The organism is Massilia sp. Root335, from assembly GCF_001425685.1.
Classification (GTDB): Bacteria; Pseudomonadota; Gammaproteobacteria; order Burkholderiales; family Burkholderiaceae_D; genus Telluria; species Telluria luteola.
Genome location: NZ_LMCY01000048.1, coordinates 121032 through 143299 on the forward strand (window position 1 = coordinate 121032; position 22268 = coordinate 143299).

At 68.5% G+C, this 22268-nt stretch carries 19 protein-coding genes; 6 read left to right on the top strand and 13 right to left on the bottom strand.

The annotated features are described in order from the left end of the window. Positions 1–26 precede the first annotated feature (26 nt). From tssH to ASC93_RS24425, 10 genes are all read right to left on the bottom strand, one after another. Positions 27–2729 (bottom strand): type VI secretion system ATPase TssH, encoded by a 2703-nt coding sequence (gene tssH / locus ASC93_RS24380; protein WP_056448768.1) that lies wholly within the window; start codon positions 2727–2729, stop codon positions 27–29. Between the two features lie 22 nt (positions 2730–2751). After that, positions 2752–3759, bottom strand: coding sequence for a type VI secretion system baseplate subunit TssG (gene tssG, locus ASC93_RS24385; RefSeq protein ID WP_056448770.1), 1008 nt, complete (start codon positions 3757–3759; stop codon positions 2752–2754). Further along, a complete protein-coding gene (gene tssF, locus ASC93_RS24390; RefSeq protein ID WP_056448773.1) occupies positions 3744–5627 on the bottom strand; it encodes a type VI secretion system baseplate subunit TssF in 1884 nt (627 codons plus the stop codon). Before tssF ends, tssG begins: the two co-directional genes overlap by 16 nt. Further along, positions 5624–6130, bottom strand: coding sequence for a type VI secretion system baseplate subunit TssE (gene tssE, locus ASC93_RS24395; RefSeq protein ID WP_056448776.1), 507 nt, complete (start codon positions 6128–6130; stop codon positions 5624–5626). Before tssE ends, tssF begins: the two co-directional genes overlap by 4 nt. Beyond that, positions 6123–6920: a type VI secretion system accessory protein TagJ gene (locus ASC93_RS24400; protein WP_056448779.1), complete on the bottom strand. Its 798-nt coding sequence runs from the start codon at positions 6918–6920 to the stop codon at positions 6123–6125. The genes tssE and ASC93_RS24400 overlap by 8 nt, the downstream gene beginning before the upstream one ends. Before the next feature lie 126 nt (positions 6921–7046). Then, complete coding sequence (locus ASC93_RS24405) at positions 7047–7538, bottom strand: type VI secretion system tube protein Hcp (RefSeq protein WP_056448782.1); 492 nt, start codon at positions 7536–7538, stop codon at positions 7047–7049. Positions 7539–7633: 95 nt separating this feature from the next. Next, entirely contained in the window at positions 7634–9121 is a 1488-nt protein-coding gene (gene tssC / locus ASC93_RS24410; protein ID WP_056448785.1) for a type VI secretion system contractile sheath large subunit, read from the bottom strand. 24 nt (positions 9122–9145) lie between these two features. After that, positions 9146–9646, bottom strand: a complete 501-nt coding sequence (tssB, locus tag ASC93_RS24415; RefSeq protein ID WP_056448788.1) for a type VI secretion system contractile sheath small subunit — start codon at positions 9644–9646, stop codon at positions 9146–9148. Between the two features lie 39 nt (positions 9647–9685). After that, entirely contained in the window at positions 9686–10750 is a 1065-nt protein-coding gene (tssA, locus tag ASC93_RS24420) for a type VI secretion system protein TssA (protein ID WP_056448791.1), read from the bottom strand. Between the two features lie 290 nt (positions 10751–11040). Continuing rightward, positions 11041–12531 (bottom strand): PLP-dependent aminotransferase family protein, encoded by a 1491-nt coding sequence (locus ASC93_RS24425; protein WP_056449218.1) that lies wholly within the window; start codon positions 12529–12531, stop codon positions 11041–11043. Positions 12532–12634: 103 nt separating this feature from the next. Between ASC93_RS24425 and ASC93_RS24430 the strand changes: the two genes are divergently transcribed. Both ASC93_RS24430 and ASC93_RS24435 read left to right on the top strand, forming a co-directional pair. Beyond that, a complete protein-coding gene (locus ASC93_RS24430) occupies positions 12635–13099 on the top strand; it encodes an OsmC family protein (protein WP_056448794.1) in 465 nt (154 codons plus the stop codon). Continuing rightward, positions 13099–13674 carry an FMN-binding negative transcriptional regulator gene (locus tag ASC93_RS24435; protein WP_056448798.1) on the top strand — a complete coding sequence of 192 codons (576 nt, stop codon included), beginning with the start codon at positions 13099–13101 and terminating at the stop codon, positions 13672–13674. The genes ASC93_RS24430 and ASC93_RS24435 overlap by 1 nt, the downstream gene beginning before the upstream one ends. Positions 13675–13733: 59 nt before the next feature. Here ASC93_RS24435 and ASC93_RS24440 read toward each other — a convergent pair whose 3' ends face one another. Continuing rightward, positions 13734–14507, bottom strand: a complete 774-nt coding sequence (locus ASC93_RS24440) for a DUF4142 domain-containing protein (RefSeq protein ID WP_056448801.1) — start codon at positions 14505–14507, stop codon at positions 13734–13736. Positions 14508–14673: 166 nt separating this feature from the next. Beyond that, positions 14674–16341, bottom strand: coding sequence for an acid phosphatase (locus ASC93_RS24445; RefSeq protein WP_056448804.1), 1668 nt, complete (start codon positions 16339–16341; stop codon positions 14674–14676). Positions 16342–16527: 186 nt separating this feature from the next. On the opposite strand from ASC93_RS24445, the gene ASC93_RS24450 reads away from it, so the two are divergent. Next, positions 16528–17964, top strand: a complete 1437-nt coding sequence (locus ASC93_RS24450; protein WP_056448807.1) for a S41 family peptidase — start codon at positions 16528–16530, stop codon at positions 17962–17964. A gap of 237 nt (positions 17965–18201) precedes the next feature. Further along, the gene (locus ASC93_RS24455; protein WP_056449221.1) at positions 18202–18786 is read left to right on the top strand and encodes an O-methyltransferase; all 585 of its coding nucleotides are present in this window, start codon (positions 18202–18204) and stop codon (positions 18784–18786) included. An 18-nt stretch (positions 18787–18804) separates the two neighbouring features. On the opposite strand, the gene ASC93_RS24460 is transcribed toward ASC93_RS24455, so the two are convergent. Then, positions 18805–20325 carry a CYTH and CHAD domain-containing protein gene (locus ASC93_RS24460; protein ID WP_056448810.1) on the bottom strand — a complete coding sequence of 507 codons (1521 nt, stop codon included), beginning with the start codon at positions 20323–20325 and terminating at the stop codon, positions 18805–18807. A gap of 239 nt (positions 20326–20564) precedes the next feature. Between ASC93_RS24460 and ASC93_RS24465 the strand changes: the two genes are divergently transcribed. Beyond that, positions 20565–21314 carry a DUF6345 domain-containing protein gene (locus ASC93_RS24465; RefSeq protein ID WP_056448813.1) on the top strand — a complete coding sequence of 250 codons (750 nt, stop codon included), beginning with the start codon at positions 20565–20567 and terminating at the stop codon, positions 21312–21314. Positions 21315–21317: 3 nt separating this feature from the next. Beyond that, on the top strand, positions 21318–22262 hold the full coding sequence (locus tag ASC93_RS24470) for a hypothetical protein (RefSeq protein ID WP_056448816.1): 945 nt from the start codon (positions 21318–21320) through the stop codon (positions 22260–22262). The last annotated feature ends 6 nt before the right edge of the window (positions 22263–22268 follow it).

The following is a 22268-nucleotide window of genomic DNA, read 5'->3' on the forward strand; positions in this document are numbered from 1 at the left end:
CGGCGAACGTAGTCCACTGACGTCGGTCAGTGGAACTGGTAAGAGAAATTGCCGGCTTCCGCCCCGACCTTTACGCCGCCGACAGGCTGGCCGTCCATCATCCGGTTGAGGAATGCGCGGCTCACGTCCGGCAGCATCGTGTTGGTCAGGATCGCATCGATCATGCGGCCGCCCGACTCGCTCTCGGTGCAGCGCGACACCACCAGCTTGACCACGTCCTCGCCGTACTCGAACGGAATCTTGTAGCGCGCCTCCACGCGCTTCTTGATGCGGTCCAGCTGCAGCTTGACGATCTTGCCCAGCATGTCGTCCGACAGCGGATAGTACGGGATCGTCACGAGGCGGCCCAGCAGCGCCGGCGGGAACACCTTCAGCAGCGGCGCGCGCAGGGCGGTCGCCATGCCTTCCGGGTCCGGCATCAGGTCCGGGTCCTTGCACAGGCCCGCGATCAGGTCCGTGCCCGCGTTCGTCGTCAGGATGATCAGGGTGTTCTTGAAATCGATGAAGCGGCCCTCGCCGTCTTCCATGAAGCCTTTGTCGAAGACCTGGAAGAACATCTCGTGCACGTCCGGGTGCGCCTTTTCCACTTCGTCGAGCAGCACCACCGAGTACGGCCGGCGGCGCACCGCCTCCGTCAGCACGCCGCCTTCGCCGTAGCCGACGTAGCCCGGCGGCGCGCCCTTCAAGGTCGACACCGTGTGCGCTTCCTGATACTCGCTCATGTTGATGGTGATGAGGTTCTGCTCGCCGCCGTACAGTGCCTCGGCCAGCGCCAGCGCCGTCTCCGTCTTGCCGACGCCGGACGTACCGGCCAGCATGAACACGCCGATCGGCTTGTTCGGATTGTCCAGGCCCGCGCGCGACGTCTGGACGCGCTTGGCGATCATTTCCATCGCGTGGTCCTGGCCGATCACGCGCTGGCTCAGGGTGGAGGCGATGTTGAGGATCGTCTCCATCTCGTTCTTCGCCATGCGGCCGACGGGAATGCCGGTCCAGTCGCCGACGACGGCCGCCACGGCCTGGTAGTCGACGGTCGGCAGGATCAGCGGATTCTCGCCCTGCAGCGCGCTCAGTGTCGCCTGCACGGCCTGCAGCTGTTCCTTCAGCGCGGCGCGTTCCGCCTCGTTCTGCGCGGGTTCCGCCGCTGCCGTTTCGAGCTTCGACCCGGTGCCTTCGACCGGCTGTGCGCCGTCGCGCAACTGCGCGCGCAGGGCCAGCAGCTCGTCGACCAGCGTGCGTTCCTCGTTCCAGCGCTGCTCCAGGCCCGCCAGGCGCTCCTTCTCGGCCGCCAGCGCAACCTCGGTCTCGTGGGCGCGGCCCGCCACCTCGATGCCGATCGCGCCTTCGCGGCGGATGATCTCCATCTCCACGTTCAGCGCGTCGATGCGCTTGCGGCTGTCGTCCACCTCGGCCGGCGTCGCGTGCAGGCTCACGGCCACGCGCGCGCAGGCGGTGTCGATCAGGCTCACGGATTTGTCGGGCAGCTGGCGCGCGGGGATGTAGCGGTGCGACAGCCGCACGGCCGCCTCCAGCGCCTCGTCGAGGATCTGCACCTTGTGGTGTTTTTCCATCGTCGACGCCACGCCGCGCATCATGCGGATCGCGCGCTCTTCGCTCGGTTCGTCGACCTGGATGCTCTGGAAGCGGCGGGTCAGCGCCGGGTCCTTCTCGATGTGCTTCTTGTACTCGGCGAACGTGGTCGCGCCGATCGTGCGCAGCGTGCCGCGTGCCAGCGCGGGTTTCAGCAGGTTGGCGGCGTCGCCCGTACCGGCCGCGCCGCCGGCGCCGACCAGCGTGTGGGTCTCGTCGATGAACAGGATGATCGGCTTCTCGCTGGCCTGCACTTCGTCGATGACGGAACGCAGGCGCTGCTCGAACTCGCCCTTCATGCTGGCGCCGGCCTGCAGCAGGCCGACGTCCAGCGCCAGCAGCTGCACTTCCTTCAGGCTCGGGGGCACGTCGCCGCGCGCGATGCGTTGTGCAAAACCTTCCACGACGGCCGTCTTGCCGACGCCCGCCTCGCCGATCATGATCGGGTTGTTCTGGCGGCGGCGCATGAGGATGTCGACCATCTGGCGGATCTCGTCGTCGCGGCCGACGATCGGGTCCATCTTGCCGCTTCGCGCCTGTTCCGTCAGGTCGACCGTGAATTTCTTGAGCGCTTCCTGCTTGCCCATCTGGGCCGGTGCCAGGGCGCCCGACGCCTCGCCCGGCGCGGCGGCCTGGAAGCCGTCGCTGGCCCCGAGCTTCGCTTCCACCGAATCCTTCAGCAGCGTACCGAAGCGGTCGGACAGGTCATCGGCCTTGACGCGCTCGAACTGGCGGCTGATCGCGTACAGCGCGTTGCGCAGGTTCGAGGTCTTGAGCATGCCGAACAACAGGTGGCCGCTGCGCACGGACGACTCGCCGAACATCAGCGTGCCGAACACCCATGCGCGTTCCACCGTCTCTTCCAGCTGCGACGACAAATCGGTCACCGAGGTGGCGCCGCGCGGCAGGCGGTCCAGCGCGGCCGTGACGTCGCGCGCCAGCACGGCGGCGTCCAGTTCGTAGTGGCGGATGATGCGGTGCAGGTCGGAGTCCTGCAACTGCAGGATCTGGTGCACCCAGTGGACCATCTCCACGTACGGGTTGCCGCGCAGCTTGCAGAACACCGTGCTGCTTTCGATCGCGCGGTAGCACAGCGAGTTGAGTTTTCCAAACAGTGCGACACGACTGATTTCGGCCATGATCCGGTTCTTTCGCGTGGGGTCAGCCCGGGCGGGCTGTCGGGTTGATCAAGAGTTGACGGGCATCGCGCGCAGCCGGGCCGCTCGCGAGATAAGTGGTCCAGCCGAGGCGCCGCGCGCCCAGCTGCAGGGGTGGAACCTCGGGACGCTTGAGCACCAGGCGCACGTCCCAGTCGAGCACCGTGCCGGCATAGCTCTTCACCCAGTCGACGAGGCGCGTCATGCTGGCGCCGCCGGGCAGCATGCGCTCGTAATCGTCGTAGTCGACCGGGCCGATCACGAGGCGGAACTTGTGCTGGCAATCCCAGACCTTCTTGCCCAGCACGGCCGAGGTGCCGATCCGGTTGCCGCGGTCGTCCATGCCGATGCGGGTCTGGCCGTCGAGCGGGATCTTCATCCAGTGGCCGACGAACTGCTCGATCTCGACGGGCAGCTTGAAGTACGCGCGCAGGATCGTCACGAGACCGGCGGCCGGGCGGCGCTGGTTCGCCATCAGGCCGGCGAAGTGCAGCTTGGCGAAGTCGCCGATCTCGTCGCGCCCGCGCAGGCCCGGGGTGCCGATGCCGAACAGGCTGCCCACGTAGTCGGCGAAGCGGTCGCTGTCCGGGCGGTCCAGGCTGACGGCCGGATCGGCCGCGGCGCGGGCGCGATAGAACAGCGACACCATCCGGTGGTGGAACATGTCGAGGAACGCGACCATCGTGTGGTCGCCGTGGTTGCGGGCACGGTCGCGCGCATATTCCGTCAGGTGCAGCGGCAGCGGGCCGTTGGCGCCGAACATGCCGAAGAAATTCACGGCGAGGCGCGCCCTGGCGTCGCCGGTCGCCGGCTGGAATCCCGCCACGGCGCCGGGTTCGAAGCCCAGCGACGGGTCGCGGCCGAAGCGCACGGCGTCGTCGCGCGGACGCAGCGACGTGCCGATGCGCGGCTTGTCCGGATGGGCGTTCTCCAGCAGGCGCAGGGCCTGGAAGAAGTCCATGGCCGCCCCGGCTTCGCCCAGCTGGCGTTCGACGTCTACAGGATTGCGCATGCGCCCTCCGTTGCCGTCCAGCGCATGATCTCGCCGCGGCCGACGGTACGGACGACGGTCTCGGTGAACGAATTGATCGACACGTATTGCGCGAAGAAGTGGCTCAGCACACCGCCCAGCACGAAGGCGCCGGCGCCTTCGAACGCACCGTCGTCCATCGTCACCGTGATCTCCAGGCCGCGTCCGAACGTGATGGGCCCCGGCGCCGGCATGCGCCGCGTGATCGCTTGCGCCGCGACCGAGCGCACGCCTTCGACCTGGCGCTGGCTGGTGGCGTCGAGCGGATGGCAGTACAGCGCGAGCAGCTCGCGCAGCGCGCGCGCGCCCTGGTCCGGGTCGGTGTCCGCCAGCGACAGATAGTTCAGCGACAACTGGTTGATGAGGCGCCACGCCACGCCGCCCTCGGCGAACGAGGGGAACGGCTGGCTCGGTCCGCCCAGCACGCGCACCGACTGCACCGGCCCGCCCTGCTCGAGGATGAAATCCGTCTTGCCGACGCCGAGCGACATCGACAGCGGCAGGTCGCGGTTCGTGCACCACACGACGAGGCCGAGCTGGCGCAGGTTGTGGCGGTACGGCGCCTCCTGCGCGTCGACCAGCGTGATGAAGGTTTCGCTGCCGATGTACGAGGAGCGCGGTCCGCGCTGGCGCTGGCGCTGCGACAGCAGGCGCGGCTCGCGCCGGATCTGGTAGAACGCCTGGCCCGACAGGCTTGCCGCGCCCAGGTCGCGCGCGCTGTACAGCGGATGGAATTCCTGTTCGGCGTCCGTGCCGGTGCCGTAACCCGTCACACTTTCGACCTGGTGCACCTCGAAGTCCATGGGACGGGTGCGGTCGGGCAGCACGTGGTATTCGAACTGGTCGCCGGACAGGTTGATGCGGTCGGCGCGGCGCTGGAACAGGTTCACGACGGGCGTGCAGTTCAGCGCGAAATTACTGTGGTCGAGCGCCTGTTCCAGGCGTGCGTCGCCGCGCGCCAGCAGCACGACGATCTCGAGTTCCTGCTCCGCGCAGGCGGCCACCGCGGCCTTCAGCCCGGTCAGCTCGACGAACAGGAAGCGCTGCGCGAACGCGAAGTATTCCTGCAGCAGGCGGTAGCCCTGGAAGCTGCGCTGGCCGCTGGGCAGCAGCGCGTCGTCCTCGGCGAAACCGCGCGAACGCAGTGCCGCCTTGGGCAGCAGCGTGTGCTTGCCGGCCGGACGGCTGCCCGGCAGCACGAGCACCCCGAGGGCGGCGCCCAGCAGCTTTTCGTAGATCTGGCCGGGCATTTCGTCGCTGCCGCGCAGGTGCAGCGTGAGGCGGTCCAGCGCCAGCTTGGAAAACGGCGCGCCGTTGGTCGTGCGCAGGCGCAGGCGCAGGCCCGCCTTCACGTTCGCCGGCAATCTCGCCTCGACGCCGGCGATGGTGCCGCCATGCGTGAAGAACTTCGCTTCGACCAGCTCGACCGGCCACAGGGTCAGGTCGTGCGCCGTGCGGTATTCGCAGGCGGTGGCGTCGTCCTTGCCGAGGACACTGCGCATGGCCGCGCCGCGCGCGATGCGATAGCCCACGTTCAGCGCCGGGTTGCCGAGGTCGGGCTGCAGCTGCACGATCGCCATCGACGGCGTCGGCGCCAGGAAGTGCGGGTAGACCAGCTCGGACAGGTGCTGGGTGAAGCGCGGGAACTCGGCGTCGATCTTCATCTGCACCCGCGCCGCCATGAAGGCGAAACCCTCCAGCAGGCGCTCGACGTACGGGTCGGCGCACTCGAAGCCTTCCAGCCCGAGGCGGCCGGCGATCTTGGGATACTGGACCGCGAATTCGCCGCCCATCTCGCGCAGGTGCTGCAACTCCTGGCTGTAGTAGCGAAGCAGGCGTGGATTGGTCATGACCGTGCGCCGGAAAATTCGGTGAGGCTGACCTGGGCCAGATCGAGATCCAGCTCGGTCTTGAGGAACAGGCGCTCGGGATAGGGCTGGGCCCACATGTCGGCCTGGATCTCGAACATGATCTTGCTGATCGACTCCTGCTGCGGCATGACTTTCACCGACACGGACGAGCGGATCAGGCGCGGCTCGAAATCCCAGATGGCCTGGCGGATCGCGCGTTCCAGGTCGGCCGCGTTCATGTTCGCCAGCGACGCACCGGACATGTCGGGCATGCCGTAATTCAGGACGGTGTTCGCCAGGTGCGGCAGGCGCGGCACGTCGCTGACGGACAGCAGGTTGGTCGTGTTCAGCAACCACGCGAGGTCGCGCAGCACGCCTTCGCGCAGGCCGCGCACCGACAGCACGCGCCGTTCGCGCGACTCGACCTCCTGGTCGGGTTCATCGTCGGTGAGGCGGTCGAGCAGCGAAGGTTGCAGGCGCTCGCGCGGTGCCAGTTCAGCCATGGTCGAGGGCAGCGTCGTCGTCGTGCAGGTCGAATTCGATCAGGCGCGCGTCCATCAGCGGATAATCGGCCTCGCCGCTCGTGAACATGCGCTGGCCGACCGGGTGCTCGCCGGTCCACTCGGTCGCGCGCGCCAGCTTGAGCGCGTCGGCCGCGTCGGTGCTGCCCGGGTAGCGGGTCGGGATCAGGCCGACGGTCTGGGCGCCGTTGGACCACGTGAACGTCGCGGCCGTCCACACGGCGTCGCGCAGGTCGGCCGGCGGCTCGATCTCGATGCGCGCGATGCGCATGAACGGCACCCACACGTAGCGGCCGTTGACGATCGCTTCCAGCACGGGGCCGAGGCGCCCGTCGGCGTCGGCCAGCCAGTCGAACGGCTGGTCGTCGATGCGGCCGGGCGACGCGGGCGCGGCGTCGAACGCGTCGGCGCGCAGCTTGCCGGCCGCGGCGGGGTCGGTGGCGTCCAGCTTCAGCGCTTCGGCCAGCTGGGCCATCCAGGGCTGCGGCTCGCCGAAGATCACGGGATTGCGGCGGCCGGCAAAGATCTCGGCGCGCAGGGCCTCGCACTGGATCGCCTCGCGGTAGGTCTGCACCATCGGCAGCGCGCCGGCATCCAGTTCGCCCGCCACGTTCAGCTGCGTCAGGGCGCGGTTCCACTGGCCCAGCACGCACAGGAGCTGGAACAGGAACACGCGCTGTTTGGGGTCGGCGCTGTTCTTGCGCACCGCATCCTGCAACGCGGCGAGCGCGCCGGCCAGGTCTCCATCACGAATCAGCTGTTGCGCAAGCATTCGAACGCTCCCATCCAAAAAAATTTTTACCTGCCTTACGGTGGCTCGCCAAACCGCAGCGCGCGGCAGATCCAGCCGGGAAGCGCAGGCTGAATCTGCAACGCGCAGCAGGTTTGGCGACGCCCCTTACACAGCAGCGTTTTCGGCGATGTTCCAGGCGAAGGTCTTGTCGCCGGCCACGGTGCCCTTGCTGTCCTGCGGCGTGTAGGCGAAGGTCACCTTGCCGAAGTTCAGGGTGACGTTTTCGGTCAGGCGATCTTCGCCGCCGCTGCCGCCGGTCGAGAGCGAGGTCACCAGCACTTCTTCCATCGTGATCAAGAGGTACTTCTGCTGGCCTTCGCCGGCTTTACGCACCATCAGCACGCACTTCTCGATGTGCGTGCCCTTGGCCAGGGCGGTCATCAGCGCATTCGACGAGCTGTCGATGTACTTGGTGAACGAGATGTCCTGGAAGTTGGCCTTGCCGGCGCCGCCGCCACCGCCCATGTGGGTCGTGCCGGACTGGCTCATGCCCCAGCTCCAGGCCAGGATGTCGATGTCGCCCTTCGGACCCTGGACCTTGTCGCGCGACTCGCCCTTGATCTTGTCGCCCATGTTGATGAACATATCCAATGCCATGTCTTTTCTCCTTGTGTGCCGTTGCTGTGCGCGCGGGCGGTGGTTGAACTTCCGAATGCGCGCGGACCGGGTCCGCGCGGGACTTCAAAAAACGGTCAGCCCTTTGCCGACGGCAGCTTCGACACGAGGCGCAGCGACACGGTCAGGCCTTCGAGCTGGTAGTGCGGACGCAGGAAGAACTTGGACGTGTAGTAGCCCGGATTGCCTTCGACTTCTTCCAGCACCACTTCGGCCGCGGCCAGCGGTTTCTGGGCCTTGGTCGTTTCGCTCGAGCTGCCCGGATCGCCGTCCACGTACTGCATGATCCACTTGGTCAGCCAGCGTTCCATCTCGTCGCGTTCCTTGAACGAGCCGAGCTTGTCGCGCACGATGCACTTGAGGTAGTGGGCGAAGCGGCAGGTCGCGAACAGGTACGGCAGGCGCGCGGCCAGCGCGGCGTTGGCGCTGGCGTCCGGATCGTCGTACTCGGCCGGCTTGTGCAGCGACTGCGCGCCGATGAAGGCGGCGAAGTCCGTGTTCTTCTTGTGCACCAGCGGCATGAAGCCGTTGGCGGCCAGCTCCGCCTCGCGGCGGTCCGAGATCGCGATCTCGGTCGGGCACTGCATGTCGACGCCGCCGTCGTCGGTCGGGAAGGCATGCACCGGCAGGCCTTCGACCGCGCCGCCGGACTCGATGCCGCGGATGCGCGAGCACCACCCGTATTCCTTGAACGAGCGGTTGATGTTGACGGCCATCGCGTAGGACGAGTTGGCCCACGTGTAGTTCTTGCTGCTCGGCGCGCTGGTGTCTTCCTCGAAGTCGAATTCCTCGACCGGGTTGCTCTTGGCGCCGTACGGCTGGCGTGCCAGGAAGCGCGGCATGGTCAGGCCGACGTAACGCGAATCCTCGGACTCGCGGAACGAACGCCATGCGGCGTGTTCCGGGGTCTGGAAGATCTTCGTCAGGTCGCGCGGATTGGCCAGCTCGTTCCACGATTCCATCAGCATGACGGACGGCGCGGCGGCCGAGATGAACGGCGCGTGCGCGGCGGCGGCGACCTTGGCCATCGACGACAGCAGCTCGACGTCAGGCGCGCTGTTGTCGAAGTAGTAGTCGGCCACGATGGAACCGAACGGCTCGCCGCCGAACTGGCCGAATTCTTCCTCGTACATCTTCTTGAAGATCGGGCTCTGGTCCCAGGCGGTGCCCTTGAATTTCTTGAGGGTCTTGGCCAGGTCGTTCTTCGAGATGTTCATCACGCGGATCTTGAGCATCTCGTCGGTTTCGGTGTTGTTCACCAGGTAGTGCAGGCCGCGCCAGGCGCTTTCGACTTTCTGGAACTCCTCGGTGTGCATGATCAGGTTGATCTGCTCCGTCAGCTTCTTGTCGAGCGCGGCGATCAGGCTCTGGATCGTGCCCAGCACGTCGCCGGAGATCAGGCTGGTGCCGGCCAGCGCCTGCTCGGCCAGGGTGCGCACGGCGACTTCGACCGATTCCTTGGCCTTGTCGGATTGCGGCTTGAATTCTTTCTGCAGCAGCGAGCTGAAGTCGCTCATCTCGAGCGTACCGGACTCCTGCTGGGTTTGTGCGAGGGATTCGGACATGCCGTTCTCCTGTTCTCTCGTTCGTTATTCGGTGGGCTTCGGTGCGGACGTCAGCGCCTGCATCAGCGCCGGTTCGGCCAGCAGCTTGGAAATCAGCTCTTCCGCGCCGGTCTTGCCGTCCATGTAGGTCATCAGGTTGGCCAGCTGGCCGCGCGCCTCGAGCAGCTTGTTCAGCGAATCCACCTTGCGCGCGATCGCGGCCGGGGTGAAGTCGTCCATGCTCTCGAAGGTCATGTCGACGGCCAGGTTGCCCTCGCCCGTCAGCGTGTTCGGCACCTGGACGGCGACGCGCGGCTTCATGGCTTTCAGGCGCTCGTCGAAGTTGTCGACGTCGATCTCGAGGAACTTGCGCTCCGCGACCGGCGCCAGCGGCTCGGCGCTCTGGCCCGACAGGTCGGCCAGGACGCCCATCACGAACGGCAGCTGCACCTTCTTCTCGGCGCCGTACACTTCGACGTCGTACTCGATCTGCACGCGCGGCGCGCGATTGCGTGCGATGAATTTCTGGCTACTTTCTTTGCCCACGGTTTACTCCTCCTTGATTGAACTGCCGGCCTGCTGGATTCAATAATCGTCCGATCCGTTCGACTCGCCCGGCTGCGGTCCGCGGATCACGTTCAGCTGCTGCATGCTGTCCGGCGCGAGGTTCTCCATGACTTCCATGAAGCTCATCGGCGCCAGGCGCTTGGCCCGCTCCAGCAGCATCGGCACGGGGCTCGACGGCTCGTAGCGCTGGTAGTAGGCGAGAATCTTGTCGATCATGCGGATCACGTCGGCGCGGCTGGCCACGTCGCCCGTGATGGCCGCGGCACGCGGCGCGGCCGTGCCGCCGCCCTGCTGCTGCTCGCCGTCGGCGTCGGACGATGCGTCGGCCGGCACGTCCTGCGCGGCGCCGGCGCGGCTGGCCAGCAGGTCGGCCATGCGCCGCAACTGGCGCGTCAGCGGGCCGAGGGTCAGCGCCTGCGCGCTGCCCACGTGGCGCACGAGGGCGGCCTCCAGGTTGGTCACGCTGTTCAGCGCCCCGTTGACGGCGGCGGTGGCGGCCTGCATGGCTTCCTCGGACACGTCGGCCAGCGCCGCTTCGATCGAATCCGGGGTCAGCGCGGTCTGCCCGTCCGGCACCGGCGCCTCGCCGTTCGCCTGCTCCAGCACGCGCAGCGTCAGGGCGCCCAGGCCGGGCAGCATGACGAAGGCGGTCTCGCGCAGGTCGCGCAGGATGGTCGCGGGGTCGGTCAGCTGGGCCAGGGAATTGATGCGGAGCAGGGGGTCGTTGTCGTCGTCCGGATCGAGCTCGGGGTGGACGCTGTCCCAGCGCTCTTCGACGAGGCGTTCGAGCAGGCGCACGCCGTCGGCGAAACCGGGCATCGCGTGCAGCGCCAGCAGCGCACGCACGAGCGGCATCGCCACGCGCAGGTCACGCGTGCGAGCGAACAGGTCGAGGGCCTGTTTCTTGACTTGCTTCCATTCGGGGGGGACGGCGGGGACGATGGTGTCCCCATACTGGACTTCAGGCTTGCCGAGCGCACTCTGCTCGAGCTCCATAAATGCGGGGTCGTACTCGAGATTCGGCCCGCACGGGGCGGCCTCCTCCAAATCCTCGAGCAGGACATCGACGTCGACAATACTCATGATTGTGCGCGTTCTTACTAGTTTTAGGACGGATTTCGAACTCATCGTCACGGCATCGAGTGCCGCGCGCGGTTTCATAATTAATAGCTTTTTTTCATGGAGATATTGCTCCACGAACCGCGCACTATACGCCATTTAACGGCCCCATCGTTAGCACGAGGCGTAATTTTTTTTACACTAATGTTTGTGCAAAAAGGTTGACAACAGTTTCAGGACGCGCTCGTTTTCGGTACTGCCGAGCCGCGGCGACGACGTCGATAGCGCCTGATGGAACGATGGCAGTAATATATTTACACGCACCGGGCAGCCCGCTCCAGCGCGCGCGCCAGGTCATCCACGCCGGCACGCAGGACGTCGGGCGTGAACGCGGAAAAGCCCAGCAGCAGCCCGGGCGCGACGGCGCACTCGGCACCGGCGGCCGGATTCCGGTAATAGCCCAGCGTGCGCACGTCGACGCCGAGTTCGCGCGCGTGCTGCGCGACGGTCTCCTCGTCGAGCTTTTCCGTTTCCACGAAGTGCACGCACAAGTCGAGGCCCGCGTCGGACGGCCCCTGGCGCAGCCGGTCCGCGAGGCGCGCGTCGAGCGCATCGACGAGGGCCTGCCGGCGCTCGCCGTACGCGTCGCGCGTGCGGCGGATGTGGCGCGCGAAGTGGCCGCCGGCGATGAAGTCGGCCAGGGTCGCCTGCGCCACGATGGGACTGTGGCGGTCGACGACGGCCTTGGCCCGCGCCAGCGCGGCGGCCAGCGCCGGCGGCGCCACCACGTAGCCCAGGCGCAGCGCGGGGAACAGCACCTTCGACAAGGTGCCCACGTAGATCACGCAGCCCGCGCGATCGAGGCCTTGCAGCGACGCGAGCGGCGGGCCCGTATGGCGGTATTCGCTGTCGTAGTCGTCCTCGACGATCCACGCGCGGTTCGCCTCGGCCCAGCGCAGCAGTTCGAGGCGGCGCCGCAGGCTCATGGTCACGCCCAGCGGCAGTTGATGCGACGGCGTCGCGAAGGCCAGGCGCGCATCCGGATAGTGCCGGGCCGCGTAGGCCACGTCCATGCCCTCGGCGTCGACGGGGACCGGGCAGACGCGCGCGCCGGCCACCGTGAACGGCGCCACCGCGCCCTGGTAGCCGGGCGATTCGATCCACATCGATTCGCCCGGCGCGAGCAGCAACTGGGCCAGCAGATACAAGGCCTGCTGCGAGCCGGACGTGATCACGATCTGGTCCGCCGTGCACTGCACCCCGCGCGACGCCTTCAGATAGGCGCACAGCAGCTCGCGCAGCGGCGCGTGGCCGGCGGCGCCGGCGTAGCCCAGGCTGGCCGTCGAATGGCGCCAGTGGCGCGCCTCGAGCCGGCGCCAGACGTCGAACGGGAACAGGTCCAGGCCCGGCATGCTGGCGCGGAAGGCGCGCAGCGGCCCCGCGTGGTGCAGCACGCGCGCCATGCCGCCCGCGATGAGTTCCCCGCGCGGCGACAGCGGGCGCACCATCGTCGCCGCGGCGGCGGCGCAGCGGGTGCCGGCCGGCAGCGACGCGCTGACGAAGGTGCCCTTCCCGACCGTGCCCTCGAGGTAGCCTTCCGCCATCAGCTGCTCGTACGCGGCCAGCACGGTCTGGCGCGACACGCGCAGCAAGCCGCACAGCGTGCGCGTGGCCGGCAGGCGCACGCCGGCGCCGATGCGCCCGCTCAGGATCGCGGCCTTCAGGTGGACGTACAACTGGCGGAACAGCGGCGTGGCGGCATCGCGGTCGAGCGCGGCGGCGGCGAGGATGTCGTGGACGTGCATGGCGGCGTCATCGTGATTGGTACGCCCATCTTCGCAATAATTGGTCATTTGAGCAAGCCACCTGGCACCCTAAGATGGAGACTCGTTCACACACGGGGATACGATGAAACGATTCGAAGCCACCCTGGCCTGGCAGCGCGGCGACCAGGCTTTCACCGACCAGCGCTACAGCCGCGCGCACCGCTGGCGCTTCGACGGCGGCCTGGACGTGCCCGCCTCGTCCTCGCCGCAGTCCGTGCCCGTGCCGCTGTCCGATCCGGCCGCCGTCGATCCGGAGGAAGCGCTCGTCGCGGCCGCCGCCAGCTGCCACATGCTGTTCTTTTTGTCGCTGGCGGCCGCGCGCGGCTACGTCGTCGAGCGCTACGACGACCACGCCGTCGGCACGCTCGACCTCGACGCCGGCGGCCGCATGGCCTTCACGCGCATCCTGCTGCGCCCGGCCATCGCGTTCGGCGGCGCGCGCCAGCCCGACCGCGCCGCGCTGGCCGAGCTGCACCACGAGGCGCACGCGCGCTGCTACATCGCCAATTCGCTGAAGGGAGACATCGTCGTGGAGGGATTCGAATAATGTACGTGCCGACGCATTTCACGGCCGGCTCGCAAGCCGACATGCTGGCGCTCATCGCCGCGCACCCGCTGGGCGCGCTGGTGCTTGCCGGTGACGGCGGCTTGCAGGCCGACCACATCCCGTTCGAGCTGGCGCCGCCGTCCGACGCCGCGCCGCATGGCCTGCTGCGGGCCCACGTGGCGCGCGCGAATCCCCTCTGGCAAGCGGACGGCGCGCCGGTACTCGTGCTGTTCCAGGGTACATCCCGCTATGTGTCGCCGCTGCTGTACGACCTGGAGGCAGCCGGCGGCCGCGCCGTGCCGACGTGGAATTACGCCGTCGTGCATGCGCACGGGCGGTTGCGCGCGATCGAGGACCCGGCCTGGGTCCTGGGCCAGATGACGCGGATGACGCGACGTCACGAAGATGCCCGCGCCGGCTGGCAGGTGGAGGATGCGCCGCGCGACTACATCGACAAGCTCGTGCGGACGACCGTCGGCATCGAGATCGCCATCGAGCGGCTGGAAGCGAAATTCAAGCTGAGCCAGAACCGCAGTACCGGGGACCGGGCACGGGTGCTGCAGGCAATGGAATAACACCAACGCCGCGCGGACGGGCGCGGCGCTGGTGTGCCTCGCTACATCTCAGGCAGGCATCACTTGCCGGACGTCGTGCCCGACTTGGCCATCGGCATTTGCTCGGCCGATTTCAGGTGTTGCGCGACCACCGGCTCGGTCTTCTCGACCAGGGCCTTCAGTTCCGGGTCCTTGGCCTTCTTGGCCGCGGCCATCAGCTTGGCGTGGACGGCCTTGTGATCCTGCACGCCGGCCTGCTTCATGTACGCCTTGTCGAAGGCGTCGCCGCTCATCTTTTCCAGCTTGGCGGCCATGGCCTTGTGCTTGGCGTCCGGCTCGGTCGGCAAGGTCACGCCGCGTGCCTGGGCCAGGGCCTTCACGTCGTTCAGGTTCGACGTGTGATCGTCGATCATCTGCTGCGCGAACGACTTCACGTCGCCGTTCTGGCTCTTGCTCTGGGCCAGCTTGCCGCCTTCGACTTCGGCCATGTCGGCCATCGCCATATCCTTGAGAATTTTTTCGTCGGACGCGCTCAGCTTGGCGCCGGTGCCCGCCGCCGACTGGCCGGCGCCGCTGGCGCCCATGCTCGGGCTGGCGGCGCTGTGGCCGGCCATGCCCGAGGAACCCATGCCGTTCGTCTGCTTGACGCGGTTTTCCATGCCGGTGCTGTTGCTGTTGTCGATGGTGCCTTCGCGGGTGGTCTTGCCGGACGTGTTCTGCTTGCCGACGCTGCTGGTGCCGGTCTGGCTGGGGGTCTGGCTGACCGCCGTCTGCGCCTGCACGCCGACGGCGCTGAACATGGCTGCCACTGCCGCGACGGCCAGCAGTGCTTGCAACGTTTTATTCTTCTGCATTTTGCTCTCCTGAACTCTGTTATGAAGTTGGCGCCTGGCGGGGACAAGCCGTGCGCAAGCTCGTATTCAAATGACAACGGCCGGCACAGTGTATCGCCGTGTTTTCTTGAACAGCGCGCGTTAGCCAACAGGAAAGTTTTATCGATATGCGAAGAACGGGCGACCGTCAGCGGAAGCTCAGCGCCCCCGTCAGGTCGCCCGGCGGACGCGCCCCGCGCGCCGCGAACGCCGCGTTGCGCGCGGCCAGGCCTTCCAGCAGCGGCAGCCCGTGCAGGCGCGAAATGAAGCGCAGGATCGACGTCGTGTCGTAGAAATTGTGGTCGACCGCGCCCCTCTTCGCGAACGGCGAGACGACGATGGCCGGAATGCGCGAACCCGGCCCCCAGCGGTCGCCCTTCGGCGGCGCCACGTGGTCCCACCAGCCGCCGTTCTCGTCGAAGGCGATGACGATGACCATGTCCTTCCACTGCGGCGACTTCTTGAGGTGCTCGATCACGTTGGCCACGTGGGCGTCGCCGGATTCGACGTCCGAGTAGCCTGCGTGCAGGTTCAGGTTCCCCTGCGGCTTGTAGAACGTCACGGCCGGCAGCTTGCCGGCGATGGCGTCGGCGATGAACCGGTTCGAGATCGGGCTGTCGCCCAGGCCGCCGTCGCGCAGGTGCGCGGCGCGCGCCGCGGTGCCGGGTCCGAACTGCCTGAAGTAATTGAAGGGCTGGTGGTGGAACTGGAAGTTCGGACGCTCGCCTTCGCCGCGGCCGTCCAGCGCCGCCTGCCAGGCGCCCGCATACCACGCCCAGGTGACGCCCCGTTCGGACAGCAGGTCGCCGATCGTTCGATACGTCTGCGGCGGCAGCACGGCGGGGTCGTGCGGATCGGCCAGTTGCGCGTCGCCGCCCGGCGCCGGCCGCACCCAGCTCGGCTGGTACGGCGGCGCCATCGTGTTGACCGCGTAGCCGTCCGGCGTGATGGCGCCGTTGTTGACGAATGTCGGTTTGCCGTCCAACGCCGACCTGGGCGAATCCGGTGCGGTCGCCAGGCGATATCCCGTCGGACCGTCGTCCAGCACGGCGATCTTCGCCGCGGCCGGGGTGGATGCGGCATCAAAGAATTCGGGCACGCGGCCGCTGATCAGGAACTGATGGTTCAGGTAGGAGCCGCCGAACGCGCCCATGAAGAAGTTGTCGCACAGCGTGAACTCGCGCGCGATCTGCCACAGGCCCAGCGTCTTCGACGTCTCGCCGTAACGCCCCATCGTCAGCGCGCCGCTGTCGGCCCAGGCGACGAAGCCGTCGTTCCTGCCGCCGTTGATCTGCATCTGGTTCTGGTAGAACAGATGCCACAGGTCGCGCGTGACGATCCCTTCCGGCAACGGCTTGCCGGCGGCATCCGCCAGCTTGAACGGCGCGTTCGGCAGATGCCGGATGTCGTCTTCCTTGATGAGGTAATCCTTGCCGCCCAGGTTCTGGCGCGCCGGCACCATGCCGCCCCAGATCTTCGGCAGTTCCGGCAGGACGCTGCCGTCGCGGTCCTTCTGCAGGACGGCGCTGGCGGGCAGCGCGGACAGCGGCTGCGCGAGGCCGGGGAAGTCGGCGAACAGGTTGTTGAAGCTGCGGTTTTCCAGGTAGATCACGACGACGTTTTTCACGTGCGCCTTGAGCTTGGCGTCCAGCGACCCGGCGACGGGTTTTGCACGCCGGGCCGGCTTCGCCTCGCTGGCCGGCGCCACCGACGCGCCCAGGCCCACGGCCGCCGCGGCCTGGAAGATGCGGCGGCGCGCCGGACTGGCGGGCCGGTCGTCCGCATTGCGATCCTGGTCGTCGTCGTGATCCTGCATGGCGTTCTCCTGTCGCGGCCACCCGGCCGTAAAGCAACGATTATCTTTTCTTTTTGCCACTAGGAAAAGAAAAAAGTCCGTCAATACAGGCGCTTACAACTCCTTAACGCCGATTTACCCGGGTTTAACGGCGCTTAACACGCCGGCGCGCCAGAATTCCATGAACGAATCGACGAAAGGATCACCATGAAACGCACCGCGCTCGCCGTCTCCGGCGCCCTCTTCCTGGCCTGCGCGCCCTTCGTGCACGCCACGGAGCCGGAGGCGCCGGCCGCTCCGGCCGCGCGCCCGGCGCTCAAGCTGCCGCAGGCCGAAGTGGAACGCCTGCTGGACGCGTATGCGATGATCAAGCGGAACTACGTCGGCCCGACCGACGACAGGACACTGTTCGACGGCGCCCTGTCCGGCATGCTGGCCGCGCTCGACGCCCACTCGCGCTACCTGGACAAGGACGCCATGCGCGACGTCGGCCGCGAGAACAGCGGCCAGTACGTGGGCATCGGCATCGAGGTCGAAGGCAACCGCGACCGGTTGCGCGTCGTCGCCGCCACCGAGGGCAGCCCGGCCGAACGGGCCGGCATCCGGGCCGGCGACGTGATCGTCGCCGTGGACAACGCCCCCGTCTCCGGCATGTCGAACGACGACGTCGCCCGGCGCATGCATGGCGCGCCGGGGACGGTCGTCGCCATCGGCGTCGCGCGCCGCAACAAGATCGAGACGCTGCGCATCACGCGCGCCGACCTGCATAGCGACACGGTGCACGTGCGCATGGCGGCGCCCGGCCTGGCCTGGATCCGCGTCGCGGAATTCGGCGGCGCCACGGCGGCCGACCTGGCGGCGGCCCTGAAAAAGCTGGACGGCAAGGACGCGCCGCGCGGCCTGATCCTGGACCTGCGCAACGATCCGGGCGGCCTGGTGTCGTCCGGCGTGGCCGTCGCCGGCGCCTTCCTGCAGCCGGGCACCGTGCTGTTCTCGGCGCGCGGGCGCGAGCCGGGCGCCAACGCCACCGTCACCGTCGACGCGCGCTACTACCGCGCACCCGGCCAGCCCGACGTGCTGGCCGGCCTGCCCGCCTGGACCCGCACCGTGCCGCTGGCGGTGCTCGTGAACGGCGCGTCCGCCTCGGCGGCCGAACTGGTCACGGGCGCCCTGCAGGACCAGCACCGCGCCACCGTGATCGGCACGCGCACGTTCGGCAAGGGCTCGATCCAGTCCGTCATTCCGCTGACCGAGGACAGCGGCATCAAGTTCACGGTGGCGCGCTATTTCACGCCGGACGGCCACGAGATCCAGGCGCGCGGCATCACGCCCGACATCGTCGCGGCGCCCGCCGCGGCGGCCGACGACGACCTGCTGCTGCGCGAGGCGGACCTCGCCCGGCACCTGCCCGCGACCCAGCCGCCGGACGCCGGCGCGCAGGCGCCGCGCGAACCGTCGGAATCCACGCGCACGTTCGGCACGCGCGCCGACACGGCCCTGCGGACCGCGGTGGCCGTCCTCACGCCCGAGGACAGGCGCACGTCCACGCTCGCCGGCCTGCTGCGCCGCTGGGGCGGCGCGCTGCCGGCAGGGACCGCGGCCGGGACCGCGGGCGGCAGCGTCGTGGCGACCGGCGCGCCGTAACGGTGCCGTCACCGTGCGGTCACACGGACGTCAAACCGGCGTCATATTCGGCCGTCAGAATACGCATCGCTCCTGGGAAAAAGGGCACAAGGCGGCAAGGCCGCCCTACCGGCGCCGGCGGTCGGGAAACATACCGGCACCAAATTCCATGGTTCGTCGCTCCCTGTACATCTCGCGAGGTATGGGGAGCGGCGTTTTGGCGCATCATCACGGGATCGCCCACGATAGGAGTTGACGTTGGATTCGCACCTCAAGACCCTGCTCGACGAACTGGCTGCCTTCGGCGCCGCGCACGACGGCGATCCCGCCAACGGCGCCACGCGCATGCTCAACATCACGCCGGACACCGGCGCGTTCCTCGCCGTGCTGGCCAAGGCGACGGGGGCGCGCCGCATCCTCGAGATCGGCACGTCGAACGGCTATTCCACGCTGTGGCTGGCCGATGCCGTGGCGGACGTCGGCGGGGCCGTCACGACGATCGAACTGGCCCACGGCAAGATCGACATGGCGCGCGCCAATTTTGCGCGCGCGGGGCTGGACACCCGCATCACGCTGCTGGAAGGCGATGCCGGCGCGATGCTGGCCAGCCTGTTCGACGCCTCGTTCGACCTGCTGTTCCTCGATTCGAACCGCAGCGCCTACCTGGACTGGTGGCCCGACATCCGCCGCGTGCTGCGTCCCGGCGGCCTGCTCGTCGTCGACAACGCGACGTCGCACGCGCAAGAGATGGCCGCATTCACGGCGGCCGTGCGCGCCGATCGCGCCTTCAGGGCGAGCCTGGTCCCGGTCGGGAAAGGCGAATTCCTGGCCGTGAAGGCGTAACGGCCCGCCCCGCCCCGCTCAGAAGCGCGCCTTGTCGCGCAGCCGGTTCTTGACGTGCCGGCGCGCGCGCGGCATCGCAGCGAGCGCGCGCGCCGCCAGCACACCCTCGATGAAGCCGAGCAGCCCCGCCTCCTGCGGCACCCGCTCGCGCAACCGGGCGACCAGCGTGCGCGCGACGAAGGCATCGTTGATCTCGCCCAGCTCGTCCTGCATGCCGCTCAGGAGGTCATGGCGCCTGGTCGCCTTGCGGTCGTGCGACAGCGCGGCGAAGAACTCGCGCGCATAACGCTCCTTCTTGGCCGCGATCCGCACCTTGTGCAGGCATTCCGGCCGTTCGAGGTCGAAGCCGCGGGCGCGCTTGCGCACGCGCGCGCTGGCGTGCTGCACCAGCCGCGGCGCGGCCTTCGCGATCTTTTGCTCGAGCGGGTCGGTCGGCACGGTCGTGTGGTGCCAGCCCTTGCCCGCGATCCAGCCGCCCAGCGCCAGCATCAGCGTCGTGTAGCGCGGGCTGCCGACGGCCGAGCGCACGCGTGCCCGATGGCGCCCGGCCTCTTCGCGCGCCGCCGCCTCCACGCGCGCCAGTGCCGCTTTCTGTTCTTCCGTCAGCGGCAGGCCGGGCAGCACGGATTCGAGGAACACGTCCCAGTTGCGGGCGTCGCCCAGTTCGCCCGCGAGCCATTCGATGTCGGCGGCCAGCGGGTCCGGCAGGTGCACGAGGGTCCGCACCATCGCCTGGGCCGCGCGCAGGCGGCGCAGGCCCACGCGCATCTGGTGCAGGCTTTCGACGTCGCCCGCCAGCACGCCCGCCTCGTTGGCCTGCATCTGCTGCAGGCAGTTGAGCAGGATGCCGCCGAGGGCGTCGCCCAGCGTGGCCTTGCGCTTCAGCGGCACCGGCGTGGCCTTGACGGCATGCGCCTTGTCCTCGGTCGCCAGCGCATAGCCGCGTTCGGCCTTGCTGACGTTCTCGATGCGGACCGGCGTCGCCTCGTGCACCCGGCGCGCCAGATCGTACAGGCAGGCCGGGTCGCCGTCCTTGACTTCGAGTTCCAGCTCGCGCACCTGCGTCGTGCGTTCGCCGCGCTGCAATTCGCCGACGTCCAGCGCGCACTCGACGTGCGTGCCGTCCGGCAGGGCAAGCATCCACGTCGTGCGCTTCGTGCGGTTGACGAACACCGGTTCGGCGGCCAGCGCCTGGCCGTCCAGGCTGCGCGCCAGGTCGGGCAACGCTTCGCGTAATTGCTTGTCGAACAGGTCGTGGTCGGGCGTCCCGGACGGGATCTCGGCCTCCAGCTCGGTGCGCCGGTGCAGGCCGGCCACGGCACTGCCGCCGCCCTTCAGGGTCTGCACATGGCGCTCGCCGGCGCTGCGCACGCGCAGGGCGAAGCCGTGCTTCCACAGGTCGAAACCGCCGGTGTCGAAATAGCGGTCGACGTGCTCTTCTTCGTGCGGTCTGGACACGGCGTGCTCGCGCAGCACGGCGGACTTCCTGAGCTGCGCGGCGCCGCCCGCGTCCACGGCCAGTTTGATTTCACACTCCATGATGGCTCCTCTCGCGACATCCTCCCACTGTAGCGCATCCCCGCGCCCGCGCGCGCCGCCATCCCGCTGCAATGATTCTTCGCGTCATCCATATGCGACTCTGCACGGCACGTACCCGCGCCGCGTCAAGGCCGTGCGCATGCACGACTGATGCAGAGCAGGCCGGCGCCGGTCGCGTACCGCTACCGTACATGGGCTGCGCCGGCATTCATGCAACCGGCATCACCAAGGAGACAGTCATGGCACGGTTCGGTGTCGAAGCGATCCGCTATTTCAGCCACGCGCGCGCGGCGCACGTGGACACGGCGGGCGACCTCACGTACACATTCAATCGAAGTAATGGCCTGGACAATAAACTGCGCGGCGCCGGCCACACGCGCGCGTTCTACTGGGCCAATACGGATGTCTGGGAGACCGACATCCGCGACAGCGACCAGGGCGGCGACGACCGCCACTGGGCCGACGACGTCGACCTGTTCTGGATCGAGACCCACGGCAACCACGACGACGGCGGCCACGCCGTGCTGCTGTACGACACGCCCGTCACCGAGTGGTATGCCAACTCCTCGCGCTGGCAGCTGGGCGAGGACTGGAACAACGAATGGGTGATGGCCTATTCCTGCGACACGGCCGCGCTGCCCACCGTCACCGGCCTGTGGAACATCTTCGCGCGCATGCACATCTATTGCGGCGCGTGGGACCTGATGTGGGACGGCATCACGACGGACGAATGCGGCGACGACGTGGGCGACAACCTCGTCCACGGCGACACCGTGTCGCACGCCTGGCACGACGGGGTCTCGGACTGGTGGGTCGACAACCACCCGATCACCGTCTGCGTGGGCGACGCCGCCACCTGGAACGATGGCGCCATCCGCTGGGAGCTCAGCGCCATCAACCGCGATCACCTGTGGGGCCACGGCACCGTGACCCCGGACCTGGCGCCGGCCCAACAGGCCTGCCTGCTGTGGTACTGGACGGAGGGCTGAACCATGAACGATCACACCCTGCTGCACACATTGGCCGGCGCCTGCGCCGACGCCCGCATCCCCGACCAGGCGGACGTCCTGCTGCTGCAGGCGCCGACACAGGAACAACTGCAGGCCCGCGCCCGGCGCTTCGTCGCGCAATTGGCGGAGCATGGCGACTGCCCGCACGACAATGGCGGCACCTGGCAGCAGCGCGACGACCACACGGTGATCTACCTGCCGGACGGCGCGCGCGCCATGGTCTACCACGCGTCCGGCGCCTTGCGCTACGTGTCCGGCCTCGCCCCGGCGGAGAGCCCGTTCGCGCGCGAGGCGGAGCGCGACGCCCTGCAACGCCTCGTCGAGGAACGCGCGCGCAAGCTGGCCCTGTCCGACTGGGCCGGCCCGAACGGAGAACTCCGCTTCGAACGCCTGTTCCGCACGCGCGGCCAGGGCGCCGACCCGACCGGCCAGGCGTCCGCGACGACGCTGTTCCGCGCCCTGGGCGCCTGGCGCCAGTACGCCGGCGGCATCCCCGTGCTGGGCGCCGCGTCGGCGGCACTGCGGCTCGCCGGCGACGGCCGCCTCGACACGCTGTCCGTGCAGGTGCGGCCCGCGAACGGCGAAGTGCTGGACCGCGCAGCCGTCATCGAACCGCAACAGGGCGCGCGCCAGATCGTGGCGCAGCTGGGCACCCTGCTCGGCCAGCGCGAAATCGCGGGCGGCCTGGTGGAATCGGCGACCCTGCAGTTCGGCTATCTCGACCTGGGCAGGCGCAAGGCCCAGCGCGTGCTGGCGCCGGCCTACGTGGCACGCATCGTCCTGCGCCACAAGACGGTGCGCCAGGCGTACGTGCTGGCCGTGCGCGCGACGGAACGGGCGTATCTCGAGCTGCCCGTGTATGGCGCCGAGGTCGTGGCCGGGCACGGGCGGACCGACATCGCGCGCTGCGAGGCGGTGCTGCGCTGACCGGCG

Bases quoted from the DNA above. Each gene is read 5' to 3' on its own strand.
- tssH (WP_056448768.1), bottom strand. From the start codon at position 2,729: ATGGCCGAAATCAGTCGTGTCGCACTGTTTGGAAAACTCAACTCGCTG.
- tssG (WP_056448770.1), bottom strand. From the start codon at position 3,759: ATGCGCAATCCTGTAGACGTCGAACGCCAGCTGGGCGAAGCCGGGGCG.
- tssF (WP_056448773.1), bottom strand. From the start codon at position 5,627: ATGACCAATCCACGCCTGCTTCGCTACTACAGCCAGGAGTTGCAGCAC.
- tssE (WP_056448776.1), bottom strand. From the start codon at position 6,130: ATGGCTGAACTGGCACCGCGCGAGCGCCTGCAACCTTCGCTGCTCGAC.
- ASC93_RS24400 (WP_056448779.1), bottom strand. From the start codon at position 6,920: ATGCTTGCGCAACAGCTGATTCGTGATGGAGACCTGGCCGGCGCGCTC.
- ASC93_RS24405 (WP_056448782.1), bottom strand. From the start codon at position 7,538: ATGGCATTGGATATGTTCATCAACATGGGCGACAAGATCAAGGGCGAG.
- tssC (WP_056448785.1), bottom strand. From the start codon at position 9,121: ATGTCCGAATCCCTCGCACAAACCCAGCAGGAGTCCGGTACGCTCGAG.
- tssA (WP_056448791.1), bottom strand. From the start codon at position 10,750: ATGAGTATTGTCGACGTCGATGTCCTGCTCGAGGATTTGGAGGAGGCC.
- ASC93_RS24425 (WP_056449218.1), bottom strand. From the start codon at position 12,531: ATGCACGTCCACGACATCCTCGCCGCCGCCGCGCTCGACCGCGATGCC.
- ASC93_RS24430 (WP_056448794.1), top strand. From the start codon at position 12,635: ATGAAACGATTCGAAGCCACCCTGGCCTGGCAGCGCGGCGACCAGGCT.
- ASC93_RS24435 (WP_056448798.1), top strand. From the start codon at position 13,099: ATGTACGTGCCGACGCATTTCACGGCCGGCTCGCAAGCCGACATGCTG.
- ASC93_RS24440 (WP_056448801.1), bottom strand. From the start codon at position 14,507: ATGCAGAAGAATAAAACGTTGCAAGCACTGCTGGCCGTCGCGGCAGTG.
- ASC93_RS24445 (WP_056448804.1), bottom strand. From the start codon at position 16,341: ATGCAGGATCACGACGACGACCAGGATCGCAATGCGGACGACCGGCCC.
- ASC93_RS24450 (WP_056448807.1), top strand. From the start codon at position 16,528: ATGAAACGCACCGCGCTCGCCGTCTCCGGCGCCCTCTTCCTGGCCTGC.
- ASC93_RS24460 (WP_056448810.1), bottom strand. From the start codon at position 20,325: ATGGAGTGTGAAATCAAACTGGCCGTGGACGCGGGCGGCGCCGCGCAG.
- ASC93_RS24465 (WP_056448813.1), top strand. From the start codon at position 20,565: ATGGCACGGTTCGGTGTCGAAGCGATCCGCTATTTCAGCCACGCGCGC.
- ASC93_RS24470 (WP_056448816.1), top strand. From the start codon at position 21,318: ATGAACGATCACACCCTGCTGCACACATTGGCCGGCGCCTGCGCCGAC.